Origin of the sequence: Streptomyces sp. Root1310, assembly GCF_001426425.1 — a bacterium.
Taxonomy (GTDB): Bacteria; Actinomycetota; Actinomycetes; order Streptomycetales; family Streptomycetaceae; genus Streptomyces.
The window spans coordinates 1-25027 of sequence record NZ_LMEQ01000033.1 but is presented as its reverse complement, the minus strand read 5'-3'; the positions used below and the strand labels follow the sequence as shown (position 1 = coordinate 25027).

The window sequence follows — 25027 nt, the reverse complement described above, 5'->3', positions numbered from 1 at the left end:
GCGGGACCCACGCGCGCGCCCGCCGTGGCGGCGGCACGGAACCGGGCGTTCCGCGGGACCGCTCGCCGACGGACAGCTGGTGCGGCGGTGGGTCGGGGCCGACGGGCGGACGGACGGCCGCCCCCGCCCCCGCCCCCGCCCACGGCGGCGGGGCGGCCGGACGAGGTGGCCGCCGAGGCCCGCGCGGCGCTCACCGCCGTGCGTGCCGCGGGCCCGGTCGGCCGCCGGGGGAGGTGCCGAACAGGCCGGTACGGTGAGGGCGTTGCTGCCGTCGCCGACCGGACCGGGTCCGGCCCGCGCCCAGGAGGTGCCCCGTCGCCACACGCGTGATGGTCGTCGACGACCAGGCAGTGGTCCGTGCCGGGTTCGCCGCCATCGTCGACGCCGAACCCGACATGACCGTGGTCGGCGAGGCCGGGGACGGCGCGAGCGCCGTGGAACTCGCCCGGCGCGAGACACCCGACCTGGTCCTGATGGACATCCGGATGCCCGGCATGGACGGCCTGACCGCCACCCGGCTCATCACCGCGCCGGAGACCGGACCCCGCGTCCTGGTGCTCACCACCTTCGACCTCGACGCCTACGTGTACGAGGCGCTGCGCGCCGGCGCCTCGGGCTTCCTGCTCAAGGACGCCCGGCCCGAGGAACTCCTGACCGCTCTGCGTGTCGTCGCGTCCGGCGACGGGATCCTCGCCCCGGCGGTCACCCGCCGCCTGATCGACACCTTCGCCCAGGGCGCACCCCCGCCGCCCGTCGTCACCGGCGCCCTGGGCGGGCTCACCCCCCGCGAACGGGAGGTGCTGCTGCACATCGCCTCGGGCCTGGCCAACGCGGAGATCGCGGCCGTCCTGGGCGTCACCACCGGAACGATCAAGACCCACGTCAACGCCCTGCTCACCAAGCTGGGGCTCCGCGACCGGGTGCAGGCGACCATCCTGGCCTACGAGAGCGGGCTGATCCGCCCCCGTGGGGCGACGGCCGGCTGACCTCCCCCGCCGACCGGGGCCGACACGGCCGCACCCGGCGCCGGACGGTCACCGCCCCGGGCTTCCCCACCACCGACATCCCCACCCGCCGCGCACTGCGCACCGCGCCGGCCGAGGGCTTCCGTGCTCACCGAGCGACGGCGCCCGGTGACGGGAGGGTGACAACGGACGGTTGGCCGTTACTCACTTTCGGGTGACGCTCCGTCTCCCGGTGGGGTGGCGCGCCATGGCGTCCGGGCCACACAGGCCAACTCCCACAAGGGGTCATCAGCTGTCGGAACGTCAACTTCAGTACTTAGTCACTTAAATGGACGTTGCAGCCGAGAGTCACAGAGATGTGGACAACAGGTAACACACGCCATGTTTCCTACCCATCTCCCGCACTCCGTGGACAGAGTGTGTCTGCGGCCAGCCGACCGCACCCGCACATCGCACCAAGCCCCACGGCGTCCACCAAGGCCGCTGTGGGAGGGTGCCCGCACATCCCAGGGGAACTCTTTGTCCACTTCCGCTTCTGTCACCGCTCGTCGTCTGACCGCCGCCGCCCTGACGGCCGGCGCCCTGGTCGGTGCGATGGCACTGCCGGCGTCCGCGTCCGACCACGCTCGTCCCGACCGCCCGGAGGTGCGGATCAGCGCCGTCCAGTACGACGCCCCGGGACGTGACGACCGCTCCCGGAGCTCGCTGAACAGGGAGTGGGTGGAACTCACCAACACCACGCGCCACACGATCAACCTCGACGGCTGGACCCTCAGGAACGAGGACGGCCGCACCTACACGTTCCACCACTACCGCCTGGAGGGCCGCTCCACGGTCCGCGTCCACACCGGCGAGGGCCGCGACACCCGTCGGGACCTCTTCCAGGACCGCAACCGGGAGGTGTGGGACAACCGCTCCGACACCGCCACCCTGCGCAACGACCGCGGCCGCTTCGTGGACGACGAGTCCTGGGGCCGCAACCGTCACCACGACGGCAACCACGGCGGAGGCCACGGTGGGGGCCACGGCCACCACTGACCGTTCCGGACCCGGTGAGCCGATGAGCACCTGACTCGGCACACCGGCGCGCAACAGGCGGCGCGCCCCGGCCCCCCAGGGCCCGGGCGCGCCGCTCGCATGTGTGGCCGTCGAGGCGACGGGACCGCCGTCAGCCGGTGATCACCTCGTTCTTCGCGAGAGCCTCGGTCCGTGAGGTGACCGTGCCGCTCAGGGACTTCGCGGTGGCGGAGACTCCGGAGGTGTCGGCGCCCGCCCGCTCGGCCTGCGCGGCGAGGGAGTCGAGAGCGTCGAGCGCGAAGCCCGAGGCGTAGAACTCCTGGTACAGCTTCTTGTAGGCCGCGTGATACGCGTCGTCGAAGGCGTCCGCCGCCAGGAACCGCTCCTTGAGGAGGTTGCCGCCCATGCCGCCGCCTCCGCCGCCGCCCGGACCGCCGGCCTCCGCCGTGTCCGCGTCCTGCCGGTCGTCCTGCTGACCGTTGCCCGGAGCCTGCGGCATCCCGGACGGCAGTGCGGACGGCATCCCGGACGGGGCGCCCGCCGCTCCGTCCTGCGCGGTGCCACCCGGCATTGCGCCGCCGCGTCCTCCGCCGCCGCCCATGCTCGTGCTGTCGTCGGGCCCGGTGGTGGCGGTGCCGCTGAACGTCAGGTTGAAGTCCCAGCCGAGGACGGAGAACTTCTTCGTGCCGAGGTCGTACCAGAGCACGTAGTTCTTGCCCGGTCCGGCCATGTCGTCGAAGTTCAGGAGCAGGTTCTGCGTCGCCACGTACTCCGAGAAGGACTCCACGTCGACGTACTTGTCGAGGTTCTCGGCGAACTCCGCGTCCGACGCCTGGTTGACCCACTTCAGGAGCTTCATCACCGGCGAGAGGTCCTGGCTGCCCTTGAGGTTGAGCTGCTTGAAGGACTCCTCGTAGTCGGTGGGGTCGTCGCCCACGTAGTCGAAGCTGCTGCCCGCCCTGGCCTTGTACGCCACGCCCGTGCTGCCGAGCTCCGCGTCGACGTAGTCCTTGCTCGGGTTCTCGACCATGAGCCGGGTCGCGACCGGACGGCTGTTGACCTTCACCGCGGTGAAGGCGAACTTCTCGGCCGTCTGGCCCGACTTCTTCATCAGCGACAGCGACAGGGCCTCGTTCAGCGGCAGGGCCTCGTCGACACCGGGGCGCAGCGAGAGCTCGCGGTGGCCCTCGTAGGCGCGGCCCTCGACGTACTCGTCGATGCTGATGAGCCAGGGCAGTTCCTCGGGTTTGGAGGCGGAGAGGCTGAACTGCGTCATCCCGCCACCGCCACCACCAGCCACTCCCGCGCCGCCCCCGGCCGCTTCCGTGCCGCCGCCCTGTGGAGCCTGCTGCTGACCGCCGTTCTGCTGCTGCTCACCGTTCTGCGCCCCGGTGTTCTGCCGCTGACCGCCGTTCTGCGCGCCGCCGTCCTGGCCCGCGGGGCCGCCCTGGCCGCCGCCTCCCATGCCGCCGCCACGCAGGCTCTGGAGCGTGGAGTTGCCCTTGAGCCGGATACCGACGTCGTTCAGGTACACGCCGTCGACGGTGAGGTCGGCCTTGATGTACTCCTTCTCGCCCTCGTCCTGGAACTTCTCCATCATGTCCGTGAAGTCGGTCTCGCTGTACTCGAGTTGGATCGAGTGTGTCCGTGAGTCGTCGAACAGGTCGACCGCTCCCGTGACGTTGTCCGTGATCTCGTCCCCGTCCGCCGTGGAGGCGCTGGTGACGAAGGGGGTCACGCGGACGTCCCCGAAGAAGATCAGCAGAACCGAGAGCCCCACGGCGAGGGAGCCGGCCGGCTTCCAGTGGTGGCGAAGCCGCAGCGGGATGCGGTGCGCCAGCCGCTTGCGGGGGGCGGTCATCAGAGGTCCGTCTGGTCGTAACCGGTCAGCACGGTCACGCGCTGCCCCATGGCGCGCTCCTGGAGGGCCGCGACCAGCTCGCCCGGCTCGTGGCCCTTCTTGATGCGGACCGTGTAGAACACCTCGGTCAGGGTGCCGCCGCGGATCGACTCCGTGCTCACCAGCTCGAACTCGTCGGTGTGGCGCAGCAGGACGTCCTGGATCGCGTGGGTGTGGTCCTCGCCCGCCGGGACCTGGACCTTGACGACCTGACGCTGGACGTTGAGGGCGAACCAGTCGAACTTGCTCATCGCCAGGATGATCAGGGCGATCACGGTGCCGCCGACCGCGGCCAGTGTGTAGAAGCGGGCGCCGCACGCCATGCCGACGGCCATCGCCAGGAAGATGAAGCCGACGTCCCTGGTCTCCTTGACCGCGTTGCGGAAGCGGACCACCGACAGCGCTCCGACCAGGGAGAAGGCGCGGGCCAGGTTGGAGCCGACGACCAGCATGATCAGCGCGACGATCATGCCGACGATGACCAGCGTCTGCACGTAGGACTGGCTGTAGGAGACGTTCTTGTGCGTGGCCCGGTAGACGTAGCCGATCATCGCGGAGAGCACGAAGGACAGGGTCATGGCGAGCACGATGTCGGTGACGCTGAACGTACCGCTCAGGTCCTGGACGTTGAGATTCACGAGTGGGATGCCTCCGTGGGGCGTCGCGTCGTGGGGGACGCGGGCGAGGGGATGAAGGGGACGGCGCCGGGCGCCGACGGGAGGTCTTCCTCCCGGACGTGGAAGACGGACCTGGGGGCCAGGCCGAACGCCTCGATGCTCTGGACGTACTTGGAGACCCGGACGAGGCTCAGGTTGCGCCTGGCCGCCAGGTCGGTGATCCAGTACGGGGTGCGCTCGTTGACCTTGATCTCCATCACCGACAGGTGCGGCGGGACGGTGAACCGGTTCTCGGCGTTCGGCGTGCCGAAGTGGAAGTCCCGGTCGCGGCCGCGGATGCGGCGGTCGAAGGTGACGCGCAGTCCCGTGTCCTGGTCGCGGCCGACCAGCGCCTCACGCTGGTAACCGGTGATGGCGGTGGGCTGGAGGTTGAGCCGGACCACCAGCTCGAGGACCTCGTCGACGAAGGCGCTCTCCTTCGCCGAGTGCTCGATCATCTCCCGCTCGTCGCACAGCTTCCGGGCGGTGGCGTAGGGCACGGTGATGCGGCGCTTCTGGGTGACCCGGTTGACCCGCTGCTTGATCTCCACGCAGACCGGGGAGGCGTCGGTGACCCCGTCCAGGTCCCCGTAGTGGCGGATACGCAGCTTGCGGCGGAACTTCAGGCCTTCGATCTTCTCCCAGTAGAAGCGGAGTTGAGGCGTGTCGTAGTAGAGGCTCCACACGCCGTAGCCGCCGACGGGGCTGTGCAGGTCGCGGTCCATCCGCTCGCCCAGCTCGTCCCGGATGTGCGCCGCCTGCTCCACCGGAACCAGGTACTTGAGCTCGTACCGGTTGAAGGCGTGGAGTCTGCTGGCCACCCGCAGCGCCTCGTCGTCCGCGAACTGCGGCGGCGGTCCCCCGGCCCGCACGGGGGCCTCGTCGCCGCCCGGCCCGCCGTCGCCGGAGCGACGGCGCTTCAACCAGCCAGTCATGACGTCCCTTCAGATCGTCGGCGATCAATCACATCCCTGTAAGAAACAGGTAAGACATGAAAGGCCGATGAGGGGCGTCTCTGAACAGCGTTAGTACCGGGGATGAACGCGAAGTGAACGCGGGGACGGTGTCCCCGCGGGTGTCCCTACTCCGGGAGGTCGCGCCGCTCCAGCGGGCGGACCGCCGGGCCTTGCAGGATCTGTCCGTCCGGAGCAAAGCGGGAGCCGTGGCAGGGGCACTCCCAGGCCTGCTCGCCGTGGTTGAAGGACACGATGCAGCCCAGGTGGGTGCAGCGCGCCGAGACCGCACGGAGGTCGCCGTTCTGGTCCCGGTGGACGGCGTACTGCCGTCCGCCCAGGCGCAGCACGGCGCCGTGGCCACGGGGGATGTCGGCCGGCGCGGGAGCCGTCACGGCCGGCAGCCGGTCGCCGACGAAGTGCCGGGCCACCTGGGCCTGGTGTTTGAGGAACGTGGTCCCCTCGCGGACCACGGACGCCAGGCGGCGCGGATCGTAGAGGCCGCTCCAGGCGGACTCGCGGCCGTTGATCAGGTCGCCGAGCAGACGGCCCGCCATGATGCCGCCGCTCATGCCCCAGCCGCCGAAGCCGGTGGCCACATAGGTGTGCCGGCTGCCGGGGTGGAGCGGTCCGACCAGAGGTACGGAGTCGGTGGAGTCGTTGTCCTGGGCGGCCCAGCGGTGGGTGAAGGTGAGACCGGCGAAGCGGTCGTCGGCCCAGGCGGACAGCCGGGCGAACCTCTCCTCGGCGTCCGCGGTGCCGGGGGTGAAGTGTTCCCCGGTGACGATCAGCAGGCGCTTGCCGTCGCCGTACGGGGCGGTGCGCACGGAGCGGGTGGCCCGTTCCGGCGTGATGTACATGTCGCGCGGGGCACGGTCCTCGTCGATGGTCGCGGCGACGACGAGTTCCCGGCGGGGGCTGAGCCGGGTGAACAGCAGGGCCCGGTCGAAGACGGGGTGGTGGGTGGCGACCACGACCTCGCGGGCGCGGATCGACACACCGGCGTCGGTGCGCAGCACACAGGGTTCGCCCTCGGTGAGGCCGACGACCCGTGTTCCCTCGTACACCGTGCCACCCCGCCCGATCAGGTCCTCGGTGAGCGCCAGCAGGTACTTACGGGGATGGAACTGGGCCTGTCCGCTCACCCGGACCGCGCCGGCGACCGCGAAGGGCAGCTCGGTCCCGGTCACGAACTCGGCCGGCAGCCCCGCCTCACGTGCGGCCTCGGCCTCCGCCCGCAACTCCGCGACGTGCCGGTGATCCTCGGCATAGGTGAAGGCCGCCGCCTCCTCCCACGCGCAGTCGACGCCGAGTTCCGCGACGATCTCGGCGGCGTGCCGGATCGCCTCGGTCTGCGAGCGCGCGTACAGGGCGGCGCCCTCGGGGCCGCGGGTGCGCCGCAGACGGTCGTAGATCAGGGTGTGCTGCGCGGTCAGCTTGGCCGTCGTGTGGCCGGTGACCCCGGCGGCGATCCGGTCGGCCTCCAGCACCGCCACCTCGCGCCCCTGCCGGACCAGCTCCCAGGCCGTGCTGAGGCCGGCGATGCCGGCGCCGATCACGGCGACGTCGACGGTGAGGTCACCGGACGGCGGCGGAGCCGGGGCGCCGGGCGGCGCGGTCTCCAGCCAGTAGGAGCCCTGGGTTCCTGTCTCGGCGTTCATGGCCGCCGAGTGCCCGCAGGACGGAGTGATACGCCGCGATACGCCCTCATATGTTGGTCTTCATTGCTGCACGGCCGGGTACCCGGCGCCCTGCGGAACGGAACGACCATCAGCGAGGAGGAACGATGAGCACGGTGAAGGAAGCGGTGGACGTCGAGGTCCCCGTCCACACGGCCTACAACCAGTGGACGCAGTTCGAGGAGTTCCCGAACTTCATGGAGGGCGTCGAGGAGGTGCGCCAGCTCGACGAGCGGCACAACCACTGGACCACCAAGATCGGCGGGGTGCGGCGCGAGTTCGACACCGAGATCGTCGACCAGCTGCAGGACGACCGGATCACCTGGCGGGTCGTCGACGGCGAGTCCCGGCAGCGGGGATCGGTCCGGTTCCAGCGCCTGGACGACAGCCACACCCGGGTGGAACTCACCATGGACGTCGAGCCCACCGGCATGGTCGAGAAGGGCGCGGACATGCTCGGCATGATCGACCGCCGGGTCAAGGGAGACCTGCACCGCTTCAAGGACTACATCGAGCAGCGCGGCGGCGAGACCGGCGCCTGGCGGGGCCGCATCCGGCCCGGCGACCCCGGTTCGCCCCTCTGATCGGGTTCGTCGAGTCGTCGAGTCGGTAGGACAGCAAGTCGGTCAGGCGGTCAGTCGGCCAGGCGGTGAGTGAAGTCGTGGTCGGCGGGTGCGTCTCGTCCCTGGTGTGGCACTCGCCGTGCCATGGAGTGGACGCGTAGGACGGCATGGGTTGTTCGGCGCTGGGTCGCGTCCGTCGTCGCCGCGGTGCGGCGGGCGGGGGAAGGGCCGGGCCGGGAGCGGGATCTGGCGGTGCAGGCGGGCAAGGCGGCGCTGGCCGCCTGGCTGGCGTGGGCGGTCGTGGGCTGGTGGCTCGAGGCCCCGATGGCGTTCGTGGCGCCGTGGGTCGCGGTCGTGCTGGTGGAGGCGACCGTGTACCGGTCCGTCGCGCACGGGCTCCAGCAGCTCGCGGCGATCGCGGTGGGCACGGCGGTGGCGACAGCCGGGGCGCTGCTGCTGGGCAGCGCGATGGCCGCCATGGCCCTGGTCCTTCCGGCGGTGCTGCTGCTGGGGCAGTGGCAGCGGCTGGGAAGCCAGGGCGTCTACGCCGCCACCGGTGCGCTCTTCGTGCTGACCGGTGGCCAGGTGAGCGTCGTCTCGTCGGCCGCCCGCATCGCGGAGGCGGTCTTCGGCGCGGTGGTCGGGGTGGCGGTCAACGTGCTGATCCGGCCGCCGGTCTACCTGCGCGACGCCCGCTCCGCGCTGGAGGACGCGGCCCGTGAGGCGCAGGAGATCCTGGACTCGGTGGCCGACGGTCTGGCCGACGGCGCGTGGGACGGGCAGGCGGCCGGAAGCAGGCACGAGCGGGCCCTGCGGCTGGGACGGCTGGTCGACCAGGCACGGTCGGCGATCGGCTGGAGCCGCGAGAGCATGCGCGGCAATCCGCGCGGGCGCCGCACGCGGCTCCTCTCCTCGCACGGCAAGGCGTACGACGACGCGCTGGTCGTGCTCGACCACGTCGCCGTCCACACCGTGGGGGTGACCCGGACCGTGTGGGAGATCGCCGAGAGCGGGGAGGAGGCCCGGCCGCCCGCCGGCATCACCCGCGCCTACGCGGACTTCCTGCGCCACACGGCGCGCGCTGTCCGGCTGTACGGTCGGACCCGGTTCGCCCCGGGCGGCTCCGACGACCGTGCGGCGGAACGACTGCGCGAGGCGGTCGAGGAGCTCCGCCGCACTCTCGACGAGTTCCGCCGGCAGCTGCCGGGAGCCGTGCCCGACGACCCGGACGCGCTGGTGACGTACGGAACGCTGCTGGCCCAGGCGCACCGCCTGGCCGACCAGCTCGTCCGGGACTGACCCCCCGCGTGTCTCCCGCCGCACCGGGCGCGCGTCCCCCGACGCACCGGCACGTCCGGCCCGGCGCTCCAGGATGTGACCCGCTCCTGTGTGATCCGCTCCTGTGTGCCCCCCGCCTATGTGGCCTGCGCCTACGTGTCCCTGTGGCCTGCGCCTACGTGTTCCGCACCTGTGTGTTCTGCGCTGACGTGGCCTGCGCCGGGTCGGTGCCGGGCCGTGAGCGGAAGGTTCGGCGGTAGGTGTCCGGTGGCACGCCGACCGTGCGGTTGAAGTGTCGGCGCAGTGTCGTGGCGGTGCCCATGCCGGTGGCCGTCGCGATGACGTCGACGACGTCGTCGGTGGTCTCCAGCAGCTCCTGTGCTCGGCAGATCCGTTGGGTCAGCAGCCACTGCAGCGGGGTGGTGCCGGTCACCGTCCGGAAGTGGCGGCCCAGGGTGCGTGAGCTCATCCCCGCCCGGCGGGCCAGGTCCTCCACGGTGAGGGGCCGGTCGAGGCGTTCGATCGCCCAGGGGAACAGCGAGCCGAGCGGGTGGTCGTCCCGGGTGGGGACCGGGGCGGCGACGAACTGGGCCTGGCCGCCAGCCCGGTGCGGCGGCACGACCAGACGGCGGGCGACGGCGTTGGCGACGGACGAGCCGTGGTCGAGCCGGACGAGATGCAGGCACAGGTCCATCGCGGCCGCCTTGCCCGCGGAGGTGAGCACGCTGCCGTTGTCCACGTAGAGGACGTCCGGATCGACCTCCAGCCGCGGGTGGCGGGCGGCCAGGACCTCGGTGTGCGCCCAGTGCGTGGTCGCGCGCCTGCCGTCCAGCAGCCCGGCGGCGGCCAGCACGAACGCGCCCGTGCACAGCGAGGCCACGCGTGCCCCCGCCTCGTGGGCCGCGCGCACGGCGCCGACGAGTTCGGCGGGCGGCTCCTCGTCGACGTCCGCCCAGCCGGGGACGATCACCGTGTCGGCGCGCCGCAGCCGGTGGAGGCGGTCGAGCCCCTGGTCGGGCTCCAGCCGGAACCGGCCTAACCGCACGGCGGCCGACCCGCAGACCTCGACCTCGTACCAGGGGACGGTCACGCCGACCGGGGCGGCGCCGAACACCTCGTACGCCATGGACAGTTCGAAGTGCAGCATTCCCTCGGTGACGGCCAGCGCGACGGTACCCATGTCCGAAACTGTACGGGGCGTGTCGTTCCGGACACTCACACGGAGCCGCCCGCCCTCGCCAGGATGTTCTCAACGGATCACACGGACGGACAGACCACGCGGACCCGCGGATCACGCGGATCAGGGATCTTCAAAAGGCGGGGGAGAAGCCATGGCGTCGGCATCAGAATCGGGAACGGCGGCGGGATCGGGGTCGGGGTCGGGGTCGGGGTCGGGGTCGGGACGCAAGGTGACGGTGTACGGCGCGTACGGCCATACCGGACGCTTCGTGGTGGCACAGCTGCGGGACCGTGGATTCGTTCCGGTCCTCTCCGGCCGAGACGCCGAGAAGCTGCGAGCGGCGGCGCTGTCCGTAGGGCCAGCGGCATCGCCATCGCCATCGCCATCGCCATCGGCATCGGCATCGGCATCGGCGTCCGCATCGACGTCCGTATCCGCACCCGGACTCGAGATCCGGCCGGCTTCGGTCGACGACCCCGCCTCGCTCGACCGTGCCCTGGCCGGTGCGGACGCGGTGATCAACTGCGCGGGCCCGTTCGCCATGACCGCCGCTCCGCTGATCGAGGCGGCACTGCGCGCCGGGATCCCGTACGTCGATGTGGCGGCCGAGATCGAGGCCAACCTCGACACGTTCGCGCACTTCTCGGACCGGGCCCGCGCTGCGGGAGCGGTGATCGTCCCCGCGATGGCCTTCTACGGCGGTCTGGGCGACCTGCTGGCCACGGCCGCGATGGGCGACTGGACGACGGCGGACGAGGCGACCGTCGCCTACGGGCTGAGCGGCTGGCATCCGACCCCCGGGACGCGGACCGCCGGCACGGTCTCCCGGGAGCGGCGCGGTGGCCGGCGTGTCCGCTACACCGGCGGGCGGCTGGAGTACCACGACGACCGGCCGACGCTCCTGAAGTGGGCGTTTCCCGAGCCGATGGGCACCAGGGAGGTCGTCGGGGAGTTCACGATGGCCGACGTGGTCACCCTCCCCAGCCATCTCGCCGTCCCCGCCGTACGCACCCACATGACGACCGAGGCGGCCACGGACCTCGCGGCCTCGGACACGCCGGCGCCGACGGCGGCCGACGAGAACGGGCGGTCCGACCAGACCTTCGTCGTCGACGTCGTCGTACGCTCCGGCGACACGGAACGGCGGGCGGCGGCGAGCGGCCGGGACATCTACGCCGTCACCGCACCGCTCGCGGTGGAGGCGGTCCACCGCATCCTGACCGGCCGGACCCGCACGGTGGGTGTCGCCTCGGCCGGCGAGATCTTCGACGCGCCGGACTTCCTCCGCGCCCTGTCCCCGCACATCTCCCTCGAACCGCCGCAGGAGCGGACGGTCTCCTGACCGGCCGTGTCCCGGCCGGCCGTGTCCTTGCCGACGGTGGTCCTTGCCGACGGTGGTCCTGACCGTCTCCGCCGGGTCAGGACCCGAGGCGGCGGCGGTCCTCCTCGTCCCACGTGCGGGTGTCGCGCGGCTGGACGTACGGCTCGTCGTCGGCCGGGTGGCCACCGGCGACGGCGCGCTGGCGGACCATTTCCGCGTCGAACTCCAGGCCGAGCAGAATCGCCAGGTTGGTGATCCACAACCACACCAGGAAGATGATCACACCGGCGAGTGTGCCGTAGGTCTTGTTGTACGAGCCGAAGTTGGCCACGTACAGCGCGAACCCGGCGGAGGCGACCAGCCAGATCAGCAGGGCCAGGAAGCTGCCCGGCGTGACCCAGCGGAAGCCGCGCACGCGCGCGTTCGGAGTGGCCCAGTACAGGACCGCGATCATCACCGTGACCAGGACCACCAGCACCGGCCACTTGGCGATCGACCACACGGTGAGCCCCGTGTCACCGACCCCGAGGGCGGTGCCGAGCTGCCGGGCCAGGCTGCCGGTGAACACCACGATCAGCGCGCTGATCACCGCCATGACCATCAGGACGACGGTCACCCCGACCCGCACCGGCAGCACCTTCCACACCGGACGGCCCTCGGGGATGTCGTAGACCGCGTTGGCGCTGCGGATGAACGCGGCGACATAGCCGGACGCCGACCACACCGCCAGCAGCAGACCGACGATGGCCATGACCGAGCCGACCCCGCCCTTGCCCTGCATCTGCTGCACCGCGCTGCGCAGTATGTCCTGAGCCGCGCCCGGCGCGAGTTTCTGGATGTTGTCCAGGACCGCCTGCGTGGCCGACTGCCCGACGATCCCCAGCAGCGACACCAGCGCCAGCAGCGCGGGGAACAGTGCCAGGATCGAGTAGTAGGTCAGGGCCGCCGCACGGTCGGCCAGCTCGTCCTTTTTGAACTCCTTCAGGGTGCCTTTGAGCACCGCTGCCCAGGAGCGTTTGGGCAGGTCCGTGGGCTTGTCAGGGGCCTGCCGCTCCACCTGCTCGTCCGGACCGGCGGCGACCGGATCCTGTCCGTCCTCGCCCTCGCGGTCCGCCGTGCGCTCGCCGTGCCGCCTGTGCGGCCTCAGTGTCCGTACCATGCCGTACGGGTATCCGGCTGGGCATCACCCATGCGCAGATATGGGAAATATCGGACTTTACGACGGTGTGAATATCTCCCATGGATCCCGGAGCTCAGACCCCGGACCCCGGACCCCGGTCCCCAGACACCAGACCCCGGTCCTCGGACCCCAGACCTCGGACCTCGGACCTCGGATCCCCGGTCTCGGGTCCCGGACGTCGGATCCCGGATCCCCGGATCGCCGGACCCGGATCCGAGAGCTCGCACCCAATATCTCCCCTGGCCCCTGGCCCCTGGCCCCTGGCCCCTGGCCTTGGCCCCGGCCTCGGCCCCGGACCCCTCCCGCCAACGCGTCGGCGCCGGGCCGAGGTTGTCACCTCGGGCCGGCGCCCCGCCGCGCGCCTGCGTCGGTCAGCCGCCCACGTACCAGCTGAATCCGCCGTTGCTGGCGGCGACCGCCAGCAGTACGAGCCAGAGCACCACGTCGACGATGCCGAGGATGATGCCGGCCTTCGCCATGCCGGCGCCGCTCCTGACTCCCGCCTGGCGCCGGGAGACGGCACCGAAGACGATGGCCAGCGGCCCCAGGACGATGTTCAGGATGAACAGCCCGACGATGCCGCAGCAGAGGCTCGCGATCGCCAGGCCGTTGGTGCGTGATCCCGAGGACGCGGTGGAAGAGCTGCCATAACTCGTCATCGAACACTCCCGGTTGTCGGTTGCACGGACCGGACGGGCCACGCGCTCCTCACTTTCGACTTGCTCCTCCGGGTGCCCCTCAGGCGCGTTCCCATGTCGACGGACCGTCAGTTTCGTTGCGGATCACGCAACGTCGGCGACCAGGGGTCAGGGGGCTGGGCGTCGAGGGTCCGGGGGTGCCGGTCGGGAAAGGCCCACGGAGGCGGGACGGGGGCGGGGACGGGGGCGGGGACAAAAATGGGTGCGGGGACCGGAACAGGTGCCGGTGCCGTTGCCGGCGCGGGGACGGTGCGGGTCGGCGTGCGGCGCCGGGCCAGCCAGAGTACGGCCGCCGCGTACAGGGCGATGCCGGCCAGGTCGAGGGCCACGACCTGCCAGGGAGCGTCGGCGGCGGTGTCGTCGCTCTTGAGTCCGTCGACGGCGGCCGCCGAGATCCCGAAGGCCAGCAGGTTGTTCACGGCGTGCAGGCCGATGGCCGCCTCCAGCCCGCCGGTGCGTACGGTGAGCAGGCCCGCGACCATTCCGTACAGAACCAGGTCGGCGAAGCCCCACGGGGTGCCCCAGCCGTGGGCGGCGGCGAACAGGACGGCCTGGGGCACGAGCGCCCACCAGGGGGAGCGCAGGAAGGCGCCGACCGTCTGGGCGAGCCAGCCCCGGAAGACGTACTCCTCGGCGGCCGCCTGCAGCGGTACCAGGACGACCAGCATCGCGAGGGCCGGTCCGAAGACCTCCCAGCCCGCCCACCGCGACGGCGCGGCATCGTCCGTGGGCAGCAGGAGCATGGCCCCGGTGGTCACGGCGAGGACCGGGAGGGCCACCAGCCCGCACAGCCCCAGCCAGCGCCACCGCAGTCCGCCCGTCACGGACGAGACCGTGCCCGCCGGGCGGCGGCCGATCCAGCGCACCGCGAGCAGGACGACGGGGAGCGCGGAGGCGATCGCCAGCAGGTCGAGGGCGGTGCCGGAGACGGGGCCGAACTCGACGGTCCCGTCGGGCGCTTCGGGGTACCCCCTGGCCGCTCCCAGGGCGGATGCGAGGGCGTAGAGCAGGACGGCCACCAGCACGCCGGCCACGGCAACGAACCCGGTCCCGAGCACGGGCCGCCACCACCGGTGACGTGGCGAGACGCGTGCCATGCGGTGGTAGGGGAGCAGTTCGGGGAGGAGCGCGGGCAGCGGGGCGGCGAGCGGATGCGTCATGGCGACAAGCCTCCCGGCGGGCGCGTGCGCCCACATCGGCCGCGGGCACGAAGGTCGTCTCTGTCGGAGGATGGAGAGCGGCCTCCTGCCCGGGGCCGATACCGCGCCGTCGCAGCCCGCCCTACGCTCGTGCCGAGATGGAGACGATACGCAACTGGCTGCTCCCCGCACTGCTCGCGACCGGACAGCTCGCCTGGCTGTGGCCCGGAGCCGGGCTGGCCGGCGAGGAGATGCCCGGGGCGGCCGCCGTCGTCGCCGTGCTCGGCGCGCTGGTAGTGGAGACGGCCGCGCTGGGCCGCCGACGGCAGGCGCCGGTCCGGGCCCTCGCCTGGTCCCTCGGCACTCTCCTGCTGGGCCAACTGGTCTGGGAGGACGGCTACTTCGGGGTGGGCGCGCCGATCGCGCTGTATTCGGTCGCGGTCCGCCGCCCCGTGCCCGTGACCGTACGCGCGGTCGCCGCGGCCGTGGGCGTCGAGTGGCTCCTGTCCCTCCTCCTTGTCGGGGTCCGGCCAGCACTCGCCTCCGAGTGGGTGCTCGGCGCGCTCCTGTACGTCGTCTGCGCGGGGCTCGGCGAGGCCCGACGGCAGTGGCTCAAGGGGCGGTCGCTCGCGACCCGTCTGCTGGCCGGCGCGGAGGAGGCCCGGCGGCGGGCGGGCGATACCGAACGGCGGCGGCTGGCCCGTGAACTGCACGACGTGAGCGCCCATCACCTGACCTCGGTCGTCATCACGGTCGACGCCGCGCGAAGACTCGGCGACAGCAGGCCCGAGTTGACGGCCGAGGCGTTGTCGTTCGCCGAGCGCACCGGCACCGAGACCCTGACGGCGCTGCAGCGGCTCGTGGGTCTGCTGCGTGACGCCGACCGTCCGGCTCCCCCGCCGATGACCGCGCGCATCGAGGAACTCATCGCCGGATTCGGCCGGTTGGGGCGTCCGATCGACGCCGTGCTCCCCGACGACCTGGCCGGACCCGCGGCCGAGGCGGTCCACGGGATCGTCCGCGAGGCCCTGACGAACGCCCTGCGGCACGCCCCGGGCTCCGCCGCGCACGTCAGTGTCCGGCGCGGGGAGGGCGTCCTGGAACTGAGCGTCGACAACGCTCCGCCGCGCGGCTCGGCACCGGACGGCGTCGGCGCCGTCGACGGACTGGGGTCGGGACGCGGCGTCGCCGGGATGAGGGAGCGGGCCGCGGCCGTCGGCGGGGAACTGACGGCCGGCCCCGCACCCGGCGGTGGCTGGCGGGTCCGGGCCACCCTGCCCGACGTCACGGGGCCGTGGGGTCCGCCCGAGGGCACGGGCCGGCGTGACGTGCTGCGGGATCAGCGGCTGGCCGACCCCGCGCTGGTGTGCACGGCGACACTCTTTCCCCTGGTGTTCGCCCTGATCACGGCGGAGGAGTGGACCGGTGCGAGCCTGCGCGCCGCGGTGCCCGGACTGCTCGTCGTGGCGGTGCTGCTGACCGCTCACGCGCTGCCGCTGCTGTGGCGGCGGCGTGCTCCGTGGCAGGCGCTCCTCGGCGTGCTGGCCACGTCGTGGCTGTGGCCGGCGGCGGTCGCCGGGGCCGGGCTGCCGTCGCGGGTGTTCGTGTTCTTCGCCGGCGGAGCGCTCGCGGAGCTGCTGGCGGTGTACGCGGTGGCGGTCTACGGCCGGGGAGCCACCCGTACCTGGCCCGCGTGGTGCGCCGCGACGGTCTCGCTCTCCGGGACCCTCGTCGCGACGGCGGGCGCGGACGGCGCGTTGTCGGGCGAGGAGTCGATGTGGCCCACGGCCGTGGTGATGTCCGTGCCGTTGGCCATGGTGCTGGGCGCGCTGTTCGCCGGCCTGTGGGGTGCCGGGCTCGCCGTGCGGCGCCGACGGCTGCGGATCCTGGCCCTGGACGACTTCGCGCTGGCCGGCGCGCTGTGGCACGCGGAACGGGCCGCGGACGCCGAACGGCACCGGCTGGCGGCGAAGTTGCGCGACGCCGTCCTGCACCTCACGGCGGCACTGGTCGAGCAGGCCCGGCAGGGGCGACTGGAGGCGGTGGCCGCCGAGGCCCGTTCGGCACTCGCCGCCATGCGTGAACTCCTGCACAGCCTGGGCGAGTCGGAGGATCCCGGACCGGGACTGGCTCCGGCGCCCACCGCCGCCGACCTCGACACGCTGTGCCGGACCGTGCGGGCGACCGGGCGGGACGTGACCCTGAGGGGTCTTCCCGAGGCCGCCCGGGAGCTGCCGCCCGATGTGGCCCTGTCGGCGTACCGGATCGTCGAGGCGGCGCTCGGCGCGGGCGATCGGGGGCCGGCCCGGGTCACGCTGAGGCGACGGCGGGACACCCTGCGTGTGACGGTGTCGGGCGTACCACTGGCCGTCACCGGCCCCGTGGCCGAACGTCTGAAGGTGCGGGCGGGGACGGGTGCCGGACGCATCACTCTCGAACAGGCCGGTGTCGTCAGGGCGTTGATGTCGACCCGGCCCGGTCCGGCGCCCGTACGGGAGGCGCTTCCGGCGTCACCGGCGTCACCGGCGTCGGTCACAGCCGGGTGGTGGCCGCCCAGACGGCCACGGCCGTAGTGGCGACGAGCCCGATGTTGAGTGTGATCCGGCGGTCCTCGCCGGTCAGGTGGACGGCGATCGCCCCGATCTGCAGGAGCACGAACCCGATGGCCGCGGCCGGTGCCAGCCAGGGTGCGATGCCGGTCAGGGGCGGCAGGATCAGCCCGGTCGCACCGAGCGTCTCGACCGCCCCCAGCGCCCTGACAGCGGGCAGGGGCATGCGATCGACCCAGGCCATCATCGGGCGGAGCTGATCTCGGCTGCGGATGACCTTCATCGCGCCCGAGTAGAGGTAGAAGAGGGCGAGCGGTCCGGCGACGATCCAATACGCGAGGTTCATGGTTCCCGTCCACGGTCACCGATGTGCGGGTGACCCGTCGATTTCCAGGGCAACCCCCGGAGATGGACCGGGCCCTCGTCCGAGTGACCCGGAAGTCGAAAGGTGGGACGTCCCGGCTGCGCGGGGCAGGTGAGGGGACGACCGGGTGGTGTCATCCCGAACGGCTTCGGGTGGGGTCGCCGGCGGGCTCGGTCGCGTAGCGCCTCATCGCCTCGATGCCGGCCTGTGGCGTCAGCGGCCCGCCGCTGACGGTCACGTTCCGGAGGTCCCGGAAGTACTGCACGTACAGGTCGGGCGTGAAGGTGGTGAGGATGACGGCGGGTTGGTCGGTGATGTTGGCGAAGGTGTGCGGGGCGCCGGGCGGGACCATCACCAGCGCGCCCGCGGTGGCGTCGTGGTCCTCGTCCCCGACGGTGAACCGCACCGTGCCGGAGACGACGTAGAAGCCCTCGTCGTGCCGGGCGTGGCGGTGCTGCGGCGGTCCCGGGGTGTGCGGGGCGAGGACGGACTCGGCGATTCCGAGGCGGTGCCCGGTATGGCTGCCGTCCTCGAGGACGCGCATGCGCGTGGTGCCCAGGACGATCGTCTCACCGTCGTCCGGACCGACCACCGATACGGCGGGGTCGGCCTGCGGTGCGCCGGTCTTCGCTTCTTCGGTCATGCTCCGAGTGCACCGCCAGGGCCCCGCGACTGTCCAAGACCTGTTCCGCGACGCCCATACCGCTTGGGTATCGTTGCAGCGTGGAGCTACGTACCCTGCGCTACTTCGTGGCGGTCGCCGAGGAACTCCACTTCGGCCGGGCCGCCACTCGGCTGCACATGAGCCAGCCGCCGCTGAGCCGGGCGATCAAGCGACTGGAGACCGAGATCGGTGCCCCGCTGTTCGTCCGCTCTCCTGTCGGCGTCACGCTCACTCCGGTGGGCGCGGTGCTGCTCGACGAGGCGCGGGCCCTGCTCGACCAGGCCGACCGCGTCCGCGTACGCGTGAGCGCGGCCGCCGGCGTCGCGGCCATCACCGTCGGCATCCTGGGCGACGGCACCGACCCGGGAACGGCCAGGCTGGCCGCCGCCTACCGTCGGAGCCACCCCGGCATCGACATCCGCGTCCGCGACACCGACCTGACCGACCCGACCTGCGGGCTGCGCGCCGGACTCGTCGACGTCGCCCTGACCCGGGCGCCGTTCGACGAGACCGCCCTGACGGTGCGCGAGCTGCGTACCGATCCGGTGGGTGTGGTCCTGCGCGCCGACGATCCGCTGGCCCGCCGCAGCCGGTTGCGGCTGGCCGACCTGGACGAACGCCGCTGGTTCCAGTTCCCGCAGGGCACCGACCCGATCTGGCAGTCGTACTGGAACGGCGGCGAGCCGCGCGAGGGCCCCGTGGTGCGCGTCGTCCAGGAATGCCTGCAAGCCGTGCTCTGGAACGGCACGGTCGGCCTGGCCCCGCTCGGGCACGACCTGCCCGCGGAACTGGCCGTGGTCCCGCTGACCGACATGGCGCCGAGCCGCGTGGTGGCGGTGTGGAACGAGGACGACACCAACCCGCTGATCCGCTCGTTCACCGACATCGCGACAGCCGCGTACCGCCACTGAGCTTGCCGCCCCGGGCCGGCGTGTCCCGGCCTCGCACCGGCCGGCTACGCCCCTCGATCGCACGATGGGCTACGAGCGCCAAACGCCGGAGGAAGCCACACTGAAGCAAAAAGGCCCGGGTCGATGACCTGGGCCTTGACTGTGGAGCGGGTGACGAGAATCGAACTCGCGCTCTCAGCTTGGGAAGCTGATGTTCTACCATTAAACTACACCCGCGTAAGACGCCGGTTCGACCGGTGTCGGAACGCTCCGTCACTCTACCTCATGCCAGGCCCCGGGCGATGAAGCCGTGGGGCCTGAGGGCGTTTCAGGGGGTGGATCCTGCTGCGGGCGGCCGGAGTTGGGGCGTACGGTGGGGTGGTGGAAGTGGGGCCGGGCGGGGTCGGAGTGCCGCCTGGAGGGCCGTCCCGTTCGTCCCGTAATGTGGCTTTCGTGGTCCGGCGGGCAGCAGCCGGACAGGGCTCTTGGGGAAGGGACTCTAGGACTTGATGGAGCGCACCGTCGTCCGTTGTGCCGATGGGCACGTGTTCAGCACCGCTTCGTTCCCGATGCAGCAGGCCGAGCGGCTCGGTCCCGGGCGGCTCGTCCGGTGCCCTCGGTGCACCCGGTTGCGGAGTGCCGTACCGGTGGTTCTCGAGAAGCGGTAGCGGCAACAGGAGCCGGAGGCGCTGGAGGCGCCGCCGGTCTGGCGCGCGGAGTCGTCCGATGGTGGTCGCTCCGCGCGCTTTGCGTATCCTCGGGACGTGCTTCTCTCAGACAAGGACATCCGGGCCGAGATCGACGCCGGGCGAGTACGGATCGATCCCTACGACGAATTCATGGTGCAGCCCTCGAGCATCGACGTGCGGCTGGACCGGCTGTTCCGGGTGTTCGAGAACCACCGGTACCCGCACATCGACCCCTCCATCGAGCAGGCCGACCTGACCCGGCTCGTGGAGCCCGAGGGCGACGAGCCGTTCATCCTCCACCCGGGGGAGTTCGTACTCGCGAGTACCTACGAGGTCATCACGCTTCCCGACGATCTCGCCTCCCGGCTCGAGGGCAAGTCCTCCCTCGGGCGGCTCGGGCTGGTCACCCACTCCACCGCCGGGTTCATCGACCCCGGGTTCTCCGGGCATGTGACGCTCGAGCTGTCCAACCTCGCCACCCTGCCGATCAAGCTCTGGCCCGGCATGAAGATCGGCCAGCTGTGCATGTTCCGGCTCACCTCGCCGGCCGAGTCCCCCTACGGCAGCGAGCGGTACGGATCCCGGTACCAGGGCCAGCGCGGGCCGACGGCCTCCCGGTCCTTCCTCAACTTCCACCGGACCCAGGTGTGAGCGGCGACGGCATGAGCGGCGCGGACCCTGCGCGGGAGAACCTGAGCTACGAGCAGTTCGGCACCGCCGTCCGTGAGCTCGCGCAGACCATCGCCGACGACGGTTACGTACCCGACGTCGTGCTGAGCATCGCCCGGGGAGGAGTGTTCGTCGCCGGCGGGCTCGCCTACGCCCTCGACTGCAAGAACATCCACCTGGTGAACGTCGAGTTCTACACCGGGGTGGGGACCACGCTCGAGATGCCCGTCATGCTCGCGCCCGTCCCCGATGTCGTCGACTTCTCGGAAAAGAAGGTCCTGATCACCGACGATGTCGCCGACACGGGCAAGACGCTCAAGCTCGTCCGCGACTTCTGCCTGGACGCCGTCGCCGAGGTGCGCAGCGCCGTCATCTACGAGAAGCCGCAGTCGCTCGTGAAGTGCGAGTACGTGTGGAAGCGGACCGACGACTGGATCAACTTCCCGTGGAGCGTGCTGCCGGTGGTGCGTAAGGCGGGGGAGGCCGTCACGCCCTCCAGGGAAGCCCTCTAGCGACCCTGTGCGGAACGGCCCTCCCGGAGTGGGCCGTCCGGGGCCCGGGCGAGGCGGGCCGGCCGTTTCCGGCGTCGGCAGGCCCGGTCCGGCTCATGTCTTCTTCTGTTTCTCGGCGTTGCCGTTGCTCACTTCGCGCGAAGTACTCTGACGCCGGCCCGCTCGAAGTCGTAGACGTAGTCGTTGAGCCGGAGGCCGTCGACCGCGCCGATCCACATGAAGTCGGGTCCCTTGCCCACGGCGACCGTGTAGACCGTCGGCCTGGCGTTGACGCGGGTGAACGACGCCTTCAGCTGGGAGAAGGTGCACCGGGCGGCCCGGTTGCAGGTCGTCTCGCCGCCCGTCAGGTACCAGTAGCCGGTCCGTGTGGCGTCGAGGAAGGGGCTCCAGCCGTTCCGTACCGGGGACGCGGTCGGCACCCACACCAGCGTGGCGTAGTCGTCGGTGGACGTCACGTTCGGGTCGATCTCGAACCTGATGTTCGGCATGTTCGTCGGGCCGCCGTAGCCGACGTTCTGGCTCGTCTGGAACACGTGGAAACCGACTCGCCGCAGCCCCAGCACCTGCTTCCCGAAGAAGTCCACCTCGTTGCCGAAGTAGACCTTCTCGACGACTGTCGGGGTCACCGTCCGTGTGGCGCCCGACACCTCGATGCCGAGGCTGCCTCGCCCGTACGGCGGCCTGGCGGTCCCGCCCGTCGTGCCGAACGGGCCGTAGGGCCCGTTGCGCAGTTCGGCGACCGGGGAGCCGAACGTGCTGCGGGCGATCACGCCCCAGTGGTCCGAGTGGGCTCCGTTGTCGTCCGTCCGTGCGGCTGCCGATCCCGGAAGGACCAGGGCGATGACGGCGACCAGCAGGGCGGCCACGAGCGCCGTTCCCCGCCTCACGCCAAAGCGAGCTTTCACGCGCACTCCTTGTAGGAGGTGTAGGGAACAGTCACACTAAATTACGCTCTGTAGTTGTCATGATGCGACATGCGGTTGTTCGGCTGGTTTGTTCTGCCCTGGTGCCGACCGTGGATGCTCGGGTGCCGCCCGTGGATGCTCGCGACATCTTGCTATCGGTGACGACATGCCAAGGGCCCCCGGCGATCCGCCGAGGGCCCTGCGGGTGTCCGCCGGTACTAGAAGGTGCCCAGCTTCACGATCGACAGCAGTGCGATCAGCTGGATCGACGACGCGCCCAGCGCCTTCGGCCACGGCAGGTCGTGGGAGCGGCTCACCATCAGGGTCAGCAGGGCCCCGGCCGCCACCCATGTCGCCCAGCCCAGCAGCTGCACGAACGACGCGTCGCCGCCGAAGAACATCGCGACGACCAGACGCGGGGCGTCCGTGAGGGACATGATCAGCATGGAGAGGCCGACCGTGGGCTGCCAGGCGCCGTCGCCGCCCAGCTGGCGGGCCAGGGTGTGGGTGACCACGCCCAGGATGAAGGAGCTCAGCACCATCGCGACGGCCGTCGTCAGGACGATCGGGATCGCGTTGGACAGCGTCGCGTTGATCGCGTCCGCGCGCGTGTCGTCGAAGCCGAAGACCGCGAGCAGGCCGTAGAGGAACGTGACGATGAGGGCGGGGCCCCACATCGTGTAGTCCCGCATCTGGAGGAAGGTCTGCTTGGGGTTGAGGACGATGCCCTTCAGCAGCTCCTTCCAGTGCAGACGCGGGCCGACCGGGCCCGCCGGGGCGGAACCCGCGTGATACGTGCCCCCCTGGTTGTACTGGTCGTACTGGTTGTGGTCGTCGATCGAGAAGGCCTGGGTGTGCCCCGGATTGTTCGCGGCGTACGGGTCGTGCGGGGCACCACCCGGGCCGCCGGGCCCACCGGGGCCGCCCGGAGCGCCGTACGGGGCGTCGCCGCCGAAGTACTCCGGCTCGTCGCCGTTCTGGCCGCCGTACCCTCCGCCGTTCGCCTGCGGCCACTGGCCGCCGCCCGCGCCGGTACCGCCGTACGGCGGGCGCTGCTGCGGGTACGGCGGCTGGGCCGACGGGTAGCCGTACGACGGCCCCGAGGGTCCCGACGGTCCCGGGGACCGCGACGGCCCCCGGGGCGCCTGCTGCCCGTACGGAGGGTCTTGCGGTCGCGCTTGCGGGGCACGGTTGTCCCGGCCGCCGCGTCCGATCCTGAATCCAGCCACGCCTTCGAACGTACCTGGTCCCGGAGAGTGACGCGGCGGAGCCTGCCCTTCGGGCACGGCTTTGCTGCCGAGCTGTGACATCCCCTAAGGGGAGTAACGGGGCGGGAATCAGTGGTTGTTCGGGGGAGGGTCGTAGGGGGTGCGGGGGTTGTGGCGGGTGTGCGGGGGAGTGAGGGCGTGAACGGCGACGCCCCCGTGTCCACGGTGGGACACGGGGGCGTCGATGCGGCCGTTCGGGCTACTTGACCGGCTGCGGTTCGGGCTCGTTCTCGGTCTGCGCCTCGCCCGCCGGGGGTTCGTCGTCGACCGGGGTCTTGACCGACTCCAGCAGCAGCTGGGAGACGTCGACGACCTGGACGGACTCCTTGGCCTTGCCTTCGTTCTTCTTGCCGTTGACGGAGTCGGTGAGCATGACGAGGCAGAACGGGCAGGCGGTGGAGAGGGTCCCAGCGGAGCCACAGGGNCGTGGTCTTGACCGACTCCAGCAGCAGCTGGGAGACGTCGACGACCTGGACGGACTCCTTGGCCTTGCCTTCGTTCTTCTTGCCGTTGACGGAGTCGGTGAGCATGACGAGGCAGAACGGGCAGGCGGTGGAGACGATGTCGGGGTTGAGCGACAGGGCCTCGTCGACGCGCTCGTTGTTGATGCGCTTGCCGATGCGTTCTTCCATCCACATCCGGGCGCCGCCGGCGCCGCAGCAGAAGCCGCGTTCCTTGTGGCGGTGCATCTCCTCGTTGCGCAGGCCCGGGACGCTGGCGATGATCTCGCGCGGGGGCGTGTAGATCTTGTTGTGGCGGCCCAGGTAGCAGGGGTCGTGGTAGGTGATGAGGCCCTCGACCGGGGTGACGGGGATCAGTCTGCCCTCGTCGATGAGGTGCTGGAGCAGCTGGGTGTGGTGGATGACCTCGTAGTCGCCGCCGATCTGCGGGTATTCGTTGCCGATCGTGTTGAGGCAGTGCGGGCAGGTCGCGACGATCTTCTTGGCCGACCTGGGCTTCTTCGACTCGGGTGTGACGTTGCCGTCGTCGTCGGTCTCCTCGCCGAAGGCCGTGTTGAGCGCCATGACGTTTTCCATGCCGAGCTCCTGGAAGAGGGGCTCGTTGCCGAGGCGGCGGGCGGAGTCGCCGGTGCACTTCTCGTCGCCGCCCATGATCGCGAACTTGACGCCGGCGATGTGCAGGAGTTCGGCGAAGGCCTTGGTGGTCTTCTTCGCGCGGTCCTCCAGGGCGCCGGCGCAGCCGACCCAGTACAGGTACTCGACCTCGGTGAGGTCCTCGATGTCGCGGCCGACGACGGGGACCTCGAAGTCGACCTCCTTGAGCCATTCCAGGCGCTGCTTCTTCGCCAGGCCCCAGGGGTTGCCCTTCTTCTCCAGGTTCTTGAGCATCGTGCCCGCCTCGGAGGGGAACGCGGACTCGATCATCACCTGGTAGCGGCGCATGTCGACGATGTGGTCGACGTGCTCGATGTCGACSGGGCACTGCTCGACGCAGGCGCCGCAGGTGGTGCACGACCACAGCACGTCGGGGTCGATGACGCCGCCTTCYTCGGCGGTGCCGATCAGGGGGCGTTCGGCCTCGGCGAGCGCGGCGGCGGGGACCTGCGCCAGCTGCTCGGCGGAGGCCTTCTCCTCGCCCTCGGCGCTCTTGCCGCCGCCGGCCAGGAGGTAGGGGGCCTTGGCGTGTGCGTGGTCGCGCAGCGACATGATCAGCAGCTTGGGCGACAGCGGCTTGCCGGTGTTCCAGGCGGGGCACTGGGACTGGCAGCGGCCGCACTCGGTGCAGGTGGAGAAGTCCAGCAGGCCCTTCCAGGAGAACTGCTCGACCTGGGAGACGCCGAAGACGTCGTCGTCGCCGGGATCGGCGAAGTCGATCGGCCTGCCGCCCGACGTCATCGGCAGCAGCGCGCCCAGCGCGGTCGCGCCGTCGGCGTTGCGCTTGAACCAGATGTTCGGGAACGCCAGGAACCGGTGCCAGGCCACACCCATGTTGGTGTTCAGCGAGACCACGATCATCCAGATGAACGA

At 71.4% G+C, this 25027-nt stretch carries 22 protein-coding genes, 1 tRNA gene and 1 pseudogene; 9 read left to right on the top strand and 15 right to left on the bottom strand.

Annotation, left to right across the window (positions count from 1 at the left end; translation table 11 throughout):
- The first annotated feature begins 329 nt into the window (after positions 1–329).
- Positions 330–986 carry a response regulator transcription factor gene (locus ASD48_RS36275; RefSeq protein WP_057606149.1) on the top strand — a complete coding sequence of 219 codons (657 nt, stop codon included), beginning with the start codon at positions 330–332 and terminating at the stop codon, positions 984–986.
- Between the two features lie 498 nt (positions 987–1484).
- Positions 1485–2003 carry a lamin tail domain-containing protein gene (locus ASD48_RS36270; RefSeq protein WP_057606148.1) on the top strand — a complete coding sequence of 173 codons (519 nt, stop codon included), beginning with the start codon at positions 1485–1487 and terminating at the stop codon, positions 2001–2003.
- A gap of 130 nt (positions 2004–2133) precedes the next feature.
- Here ASD48_RS36270 and ASD48_RS36265 read toward each other — a convergent pair whose 3' ends face one another.
- The 4 genes from ASD48_RS36265 to ASD48_RS36250 all read right to left on the bottom strand — a co-directional run bounded on the left by ASD48_RS36265 (position 2134) and on the right by ASD48_RS36250 (position 7152).
- On the bottom strand, positions 2134–3843 hold the full coding sequence (locus tag ASD48_RS36265) for a CotH kinase family protein (RefSeq protein WP_057606147.1): 1710 nt from the start codon (positions 3841–3843) through the stop codon (positions 2134–2136).
- On the bottom strand, positions 3843–4520 hold the full coding sequence (locus ASD48_RS36260; RefSeq protein WP_020133233.1) for a DUF4956 domain-containing protein: 678 nt from the start codon (positions 4518–4520) through the stop codon (positions 3843–3845). The genes ASD48_RS36265 and ASD48_RS36260 overlap by 1 nt, the downstream gene beginning before the upstream one ends.
- Positions 4517–5359: a polyphosphate polymerase domain-containing protein gene (locus ASD48_RS36255; RefSeq protein ID WP_057606481.1), complete on the bottom strand. Its 843-nt coding sequence runs from the start codon at positions 5357–5359 to the stop codon at positions 4517–4519. The genes ASD48_RS36260 and ASD48_RS36255 overlap by 4 nt, the downstream gene beginning before the upstream one ends.
- A 260-nt stretch (positions 5360–5619) precedes the next feature.
- Positions 5620–7152, bottom strand: a complete 1533-nt coding sequence (locus tag ASD48_RS36250) for an FAD-dependent oxidoreductase (protein ID WP_057606146.1) — start codon at positions 7150–7152, stop codon at positions 5620–5622.
- Between the two features lie 125 nt (positions 7153–7277).
- Here ASD48_RS36250 and ASD48_RS36245 point away from each other — a divergent pair, with 125 nt between their 5' ends.
- Positions 7278–7754, top strand: a complete 477-nt coding sequence (locus tag ASD48_RS36245; RefSeq protein ID WP_057606145.1) for an SRPBCC family protein — start codon at positions 7278–7280, stop codon at positions 7752–7754.
- Positions 7755–7877: 123 nt separating this feature from the next.
- Entirely contained in the window at positions 7878–9032 is a 1155-nt protein-coding gene (locus tag ASD48_RS36240) for an aromatic acid exporter family protein (protein WP_057606144.1), read from the top strand.
- 154 nt (positions 9033–9186) lie between these two features.
- On the opposite strand, the gene ASD48_RS36235 is transcribed toward ASD48_RS36240, so the two are convergent.
- A complete protein-coding gene (locus ASD48_RS36235) occupies positions 9187–10191 on the bottom strand; it encodes a helix-turn-helix domain-containing protein (RefSeq protein ID WP_057606143.1) in 1005 nt (334 codons plus the stop codon).
- 151 nt (positions 10192–10342) lie between these two features.
- Between ASD48_RS36235 and ASD48_RS36230 the strand changes: the two genes are divergently transcribed.
- Positions 10343–11533, top strand: coding sequence for a saccharopine dehydrogenase NADP-binding domain-containing protein (locus ASD48_RS36230; RefSeq protein ID WP_063887538.1), 1191 nt, complete (start codon positions 10343–10345; stop codon positions 11531–11533).
- 76 nt (positions 11534–11609) lie between these two features.
- Here ASD48_RS36230 and ASD48_RS36225 read toward each other — a convergent pair whose 3' ends face one another.
- The 3 genes from ASD48_RS36225 to ASD48_RS36215 form a co-directional block, all read right to left on the bottom strand.
- The gene (locus ASD48_RS36225) at positions 11610–12671 is read right to left on the bottom strand and encodes a YihY/virulence factor BrkB family protein (protein ID WP_057606142.1); all 1062 of its coding nucleotides are present in this window, start codon (positions 12669–12671) and stop codon (positions 11610–11612) included.
- Between the two features lie 392 nt (positions 12672–13063).
- On the bottom strand, positions 13064–13351 hold the full coding sequence (locus ASD48_RS36220; protein WP_057606477.1) for a DUF4190 domain-containing protein: 288 nt from the start codon (positions 13349–13351) through the stop codon (positions 13064–13066).
- 107 nt (positions 13352–13458) lie between these two features.
- Complete coding sequence (locus ASD48_RS36215) at positions 13459–14550, bottom strand: CPBP family intramembrane glutamic endopeptidase (RefSeq protein WP_079074200.1); 1092 nt, start codon at positions 14548–14550, stop codon at positions 13459–13461.
- 137 nt (positions 14551–14687) lie between these two features.
- Here ASD48_RS36215 and ASD48_RS36210 point away from each other — a divergent pair, with 137 nt between their 5' ends.
- Positions 14688–17102 carry a histidine kinase gene (locus ASD48_RS36210; protein ID WP_057606141.1) on the top strand — a complete coding sequence of 805 codons (2415 nt, stop codon included), beginning with the start codon at positions 14688–14690 and terminating at the stop codon, positions 17100–17102.
- Here the strand turns inward: ASD48_RS36210 and ASD48_RS36205 are convergent.
- The gene (locus tag ASD48_RS36205; protein ID WP_057606140.1) at positions 17062–17424 is read right to left on the bottom strand and encodes a DoxX family protein; all 363 of its coding nucleotides are present in this window, start codon (positions 17422–17424) and stop codon (positions 17062–17064) included. The genes ASD48_RS36210 and ASD48_RS36205 overlap by 41 nt on opposite strands.
- A gap of 151 nt (positions 17425–17575) precedes the next feature.
- Positions 17576–18085, bottom strand: a complete 510-nt coding sequence (locus tag ASD48_RS36200; RefSeq protein WP_057606139.1) for a cupin domain-containing protein — start codon at positions 18083–18085, stop codon at positions 17576–17578.
- A gap of 80 nt (positions 18086–18165) precedes the next feature.
- Between ASD48_RS36200 and ASD48_RS36195 the strand changes: the two genes are divergently transcribed.
- Positions 18166–19017, top strand: a complete 852-nt coding sequence (locus ASD48_RS36195; protein WP_242432838.1) for a LysR substrate-binding domain-containing protein — start codon at positions 18166–18168, stop codon at positions 19015–19017.
- A 142-nt stretch (positions 19018–19159) separates the two neighbouring features.
- On the opposite strand, the gene ASD48_RS36190 is transcribed toward ASD48_RS36195, so the two are convergent.
- Positions 19160–19233: transfer RNA gene (locus tag ASD48_RS36190), tRNA-Gly, on the bottom strand.
- A 527-nt stretch (positions 19234–19760) separates the two neighbouring features.
- Between ASD48_RS36190 and dcd the strand changes: the two genes are divergently transcribed.
- The gene (dcd, locus tag ASD48_RS36185; RefSeq protein ID WP_057606138.1) at positions 19761–20336 is read left to right on the top strand and encodes a dCTP deaminase; all 576 of its coding nucleotides are present in this window, start codon (positions 19761–19763) and stop codon (positions 20334–20336) included.
- An 11-nt stretch (positions 20337–20347) separates the two neighbouring features.
- Entirely contained in the window at positions 20348–20866 is a 519-nt protein-coding gene (locus ASD48_RS36180; protein WP_057606474.1) for a phosphoribosyltransferase, read from the top strand.
- A 128-nt stretch (positions 20867–20994) separates the two neighbouring features.
- Here the strand turns inward: ASD48_RS36180 and ASD48_RS36175 are convergent, their stop codons facing one another.
- The 4 genes and pseudogenes from ASD48_RS36175 to ASD48_RS36165 all read right to left on the bottom strand — a co-directional run.
- Positions 20995–21771: a hypothetical protein gene (locus ASD48_RS36175; protein ID WP_242432837.1), complete on the bottom strand. Its 777-nt coding sequence runs from the start codon at positions 21769–21771 to the stop codon at positions 20995–20997.
- A 218-nt stretch (positions 21772–21989) separates the two neighbouring features.
- A complete protein-coding gene (locus ASD48_RS36170; RefSeq protein WP_057606136.1) occupies positions 21990–23081 on the bottom strand; it encodes a Yip1 family protein in 1092 nt (363 codons plus the stop codon).
- A gap of 157 nt (positions 23082–23238) precedes the next feature.
- Positions 23239–23463: pseudogene (locus ASD48_RS43945) on the bottom strand (hypothetical protein); the annotation flags it as partial.
- Between the two features lies 1 nt (position 23464).
- Positions 23465–25027: (Fe-S)-binding protein (locus ASD48_RS36165; RefSeq protein WP_057606473.1), on the bottom strand; the 1563-nt coding region annotated here is incomplete at both ends.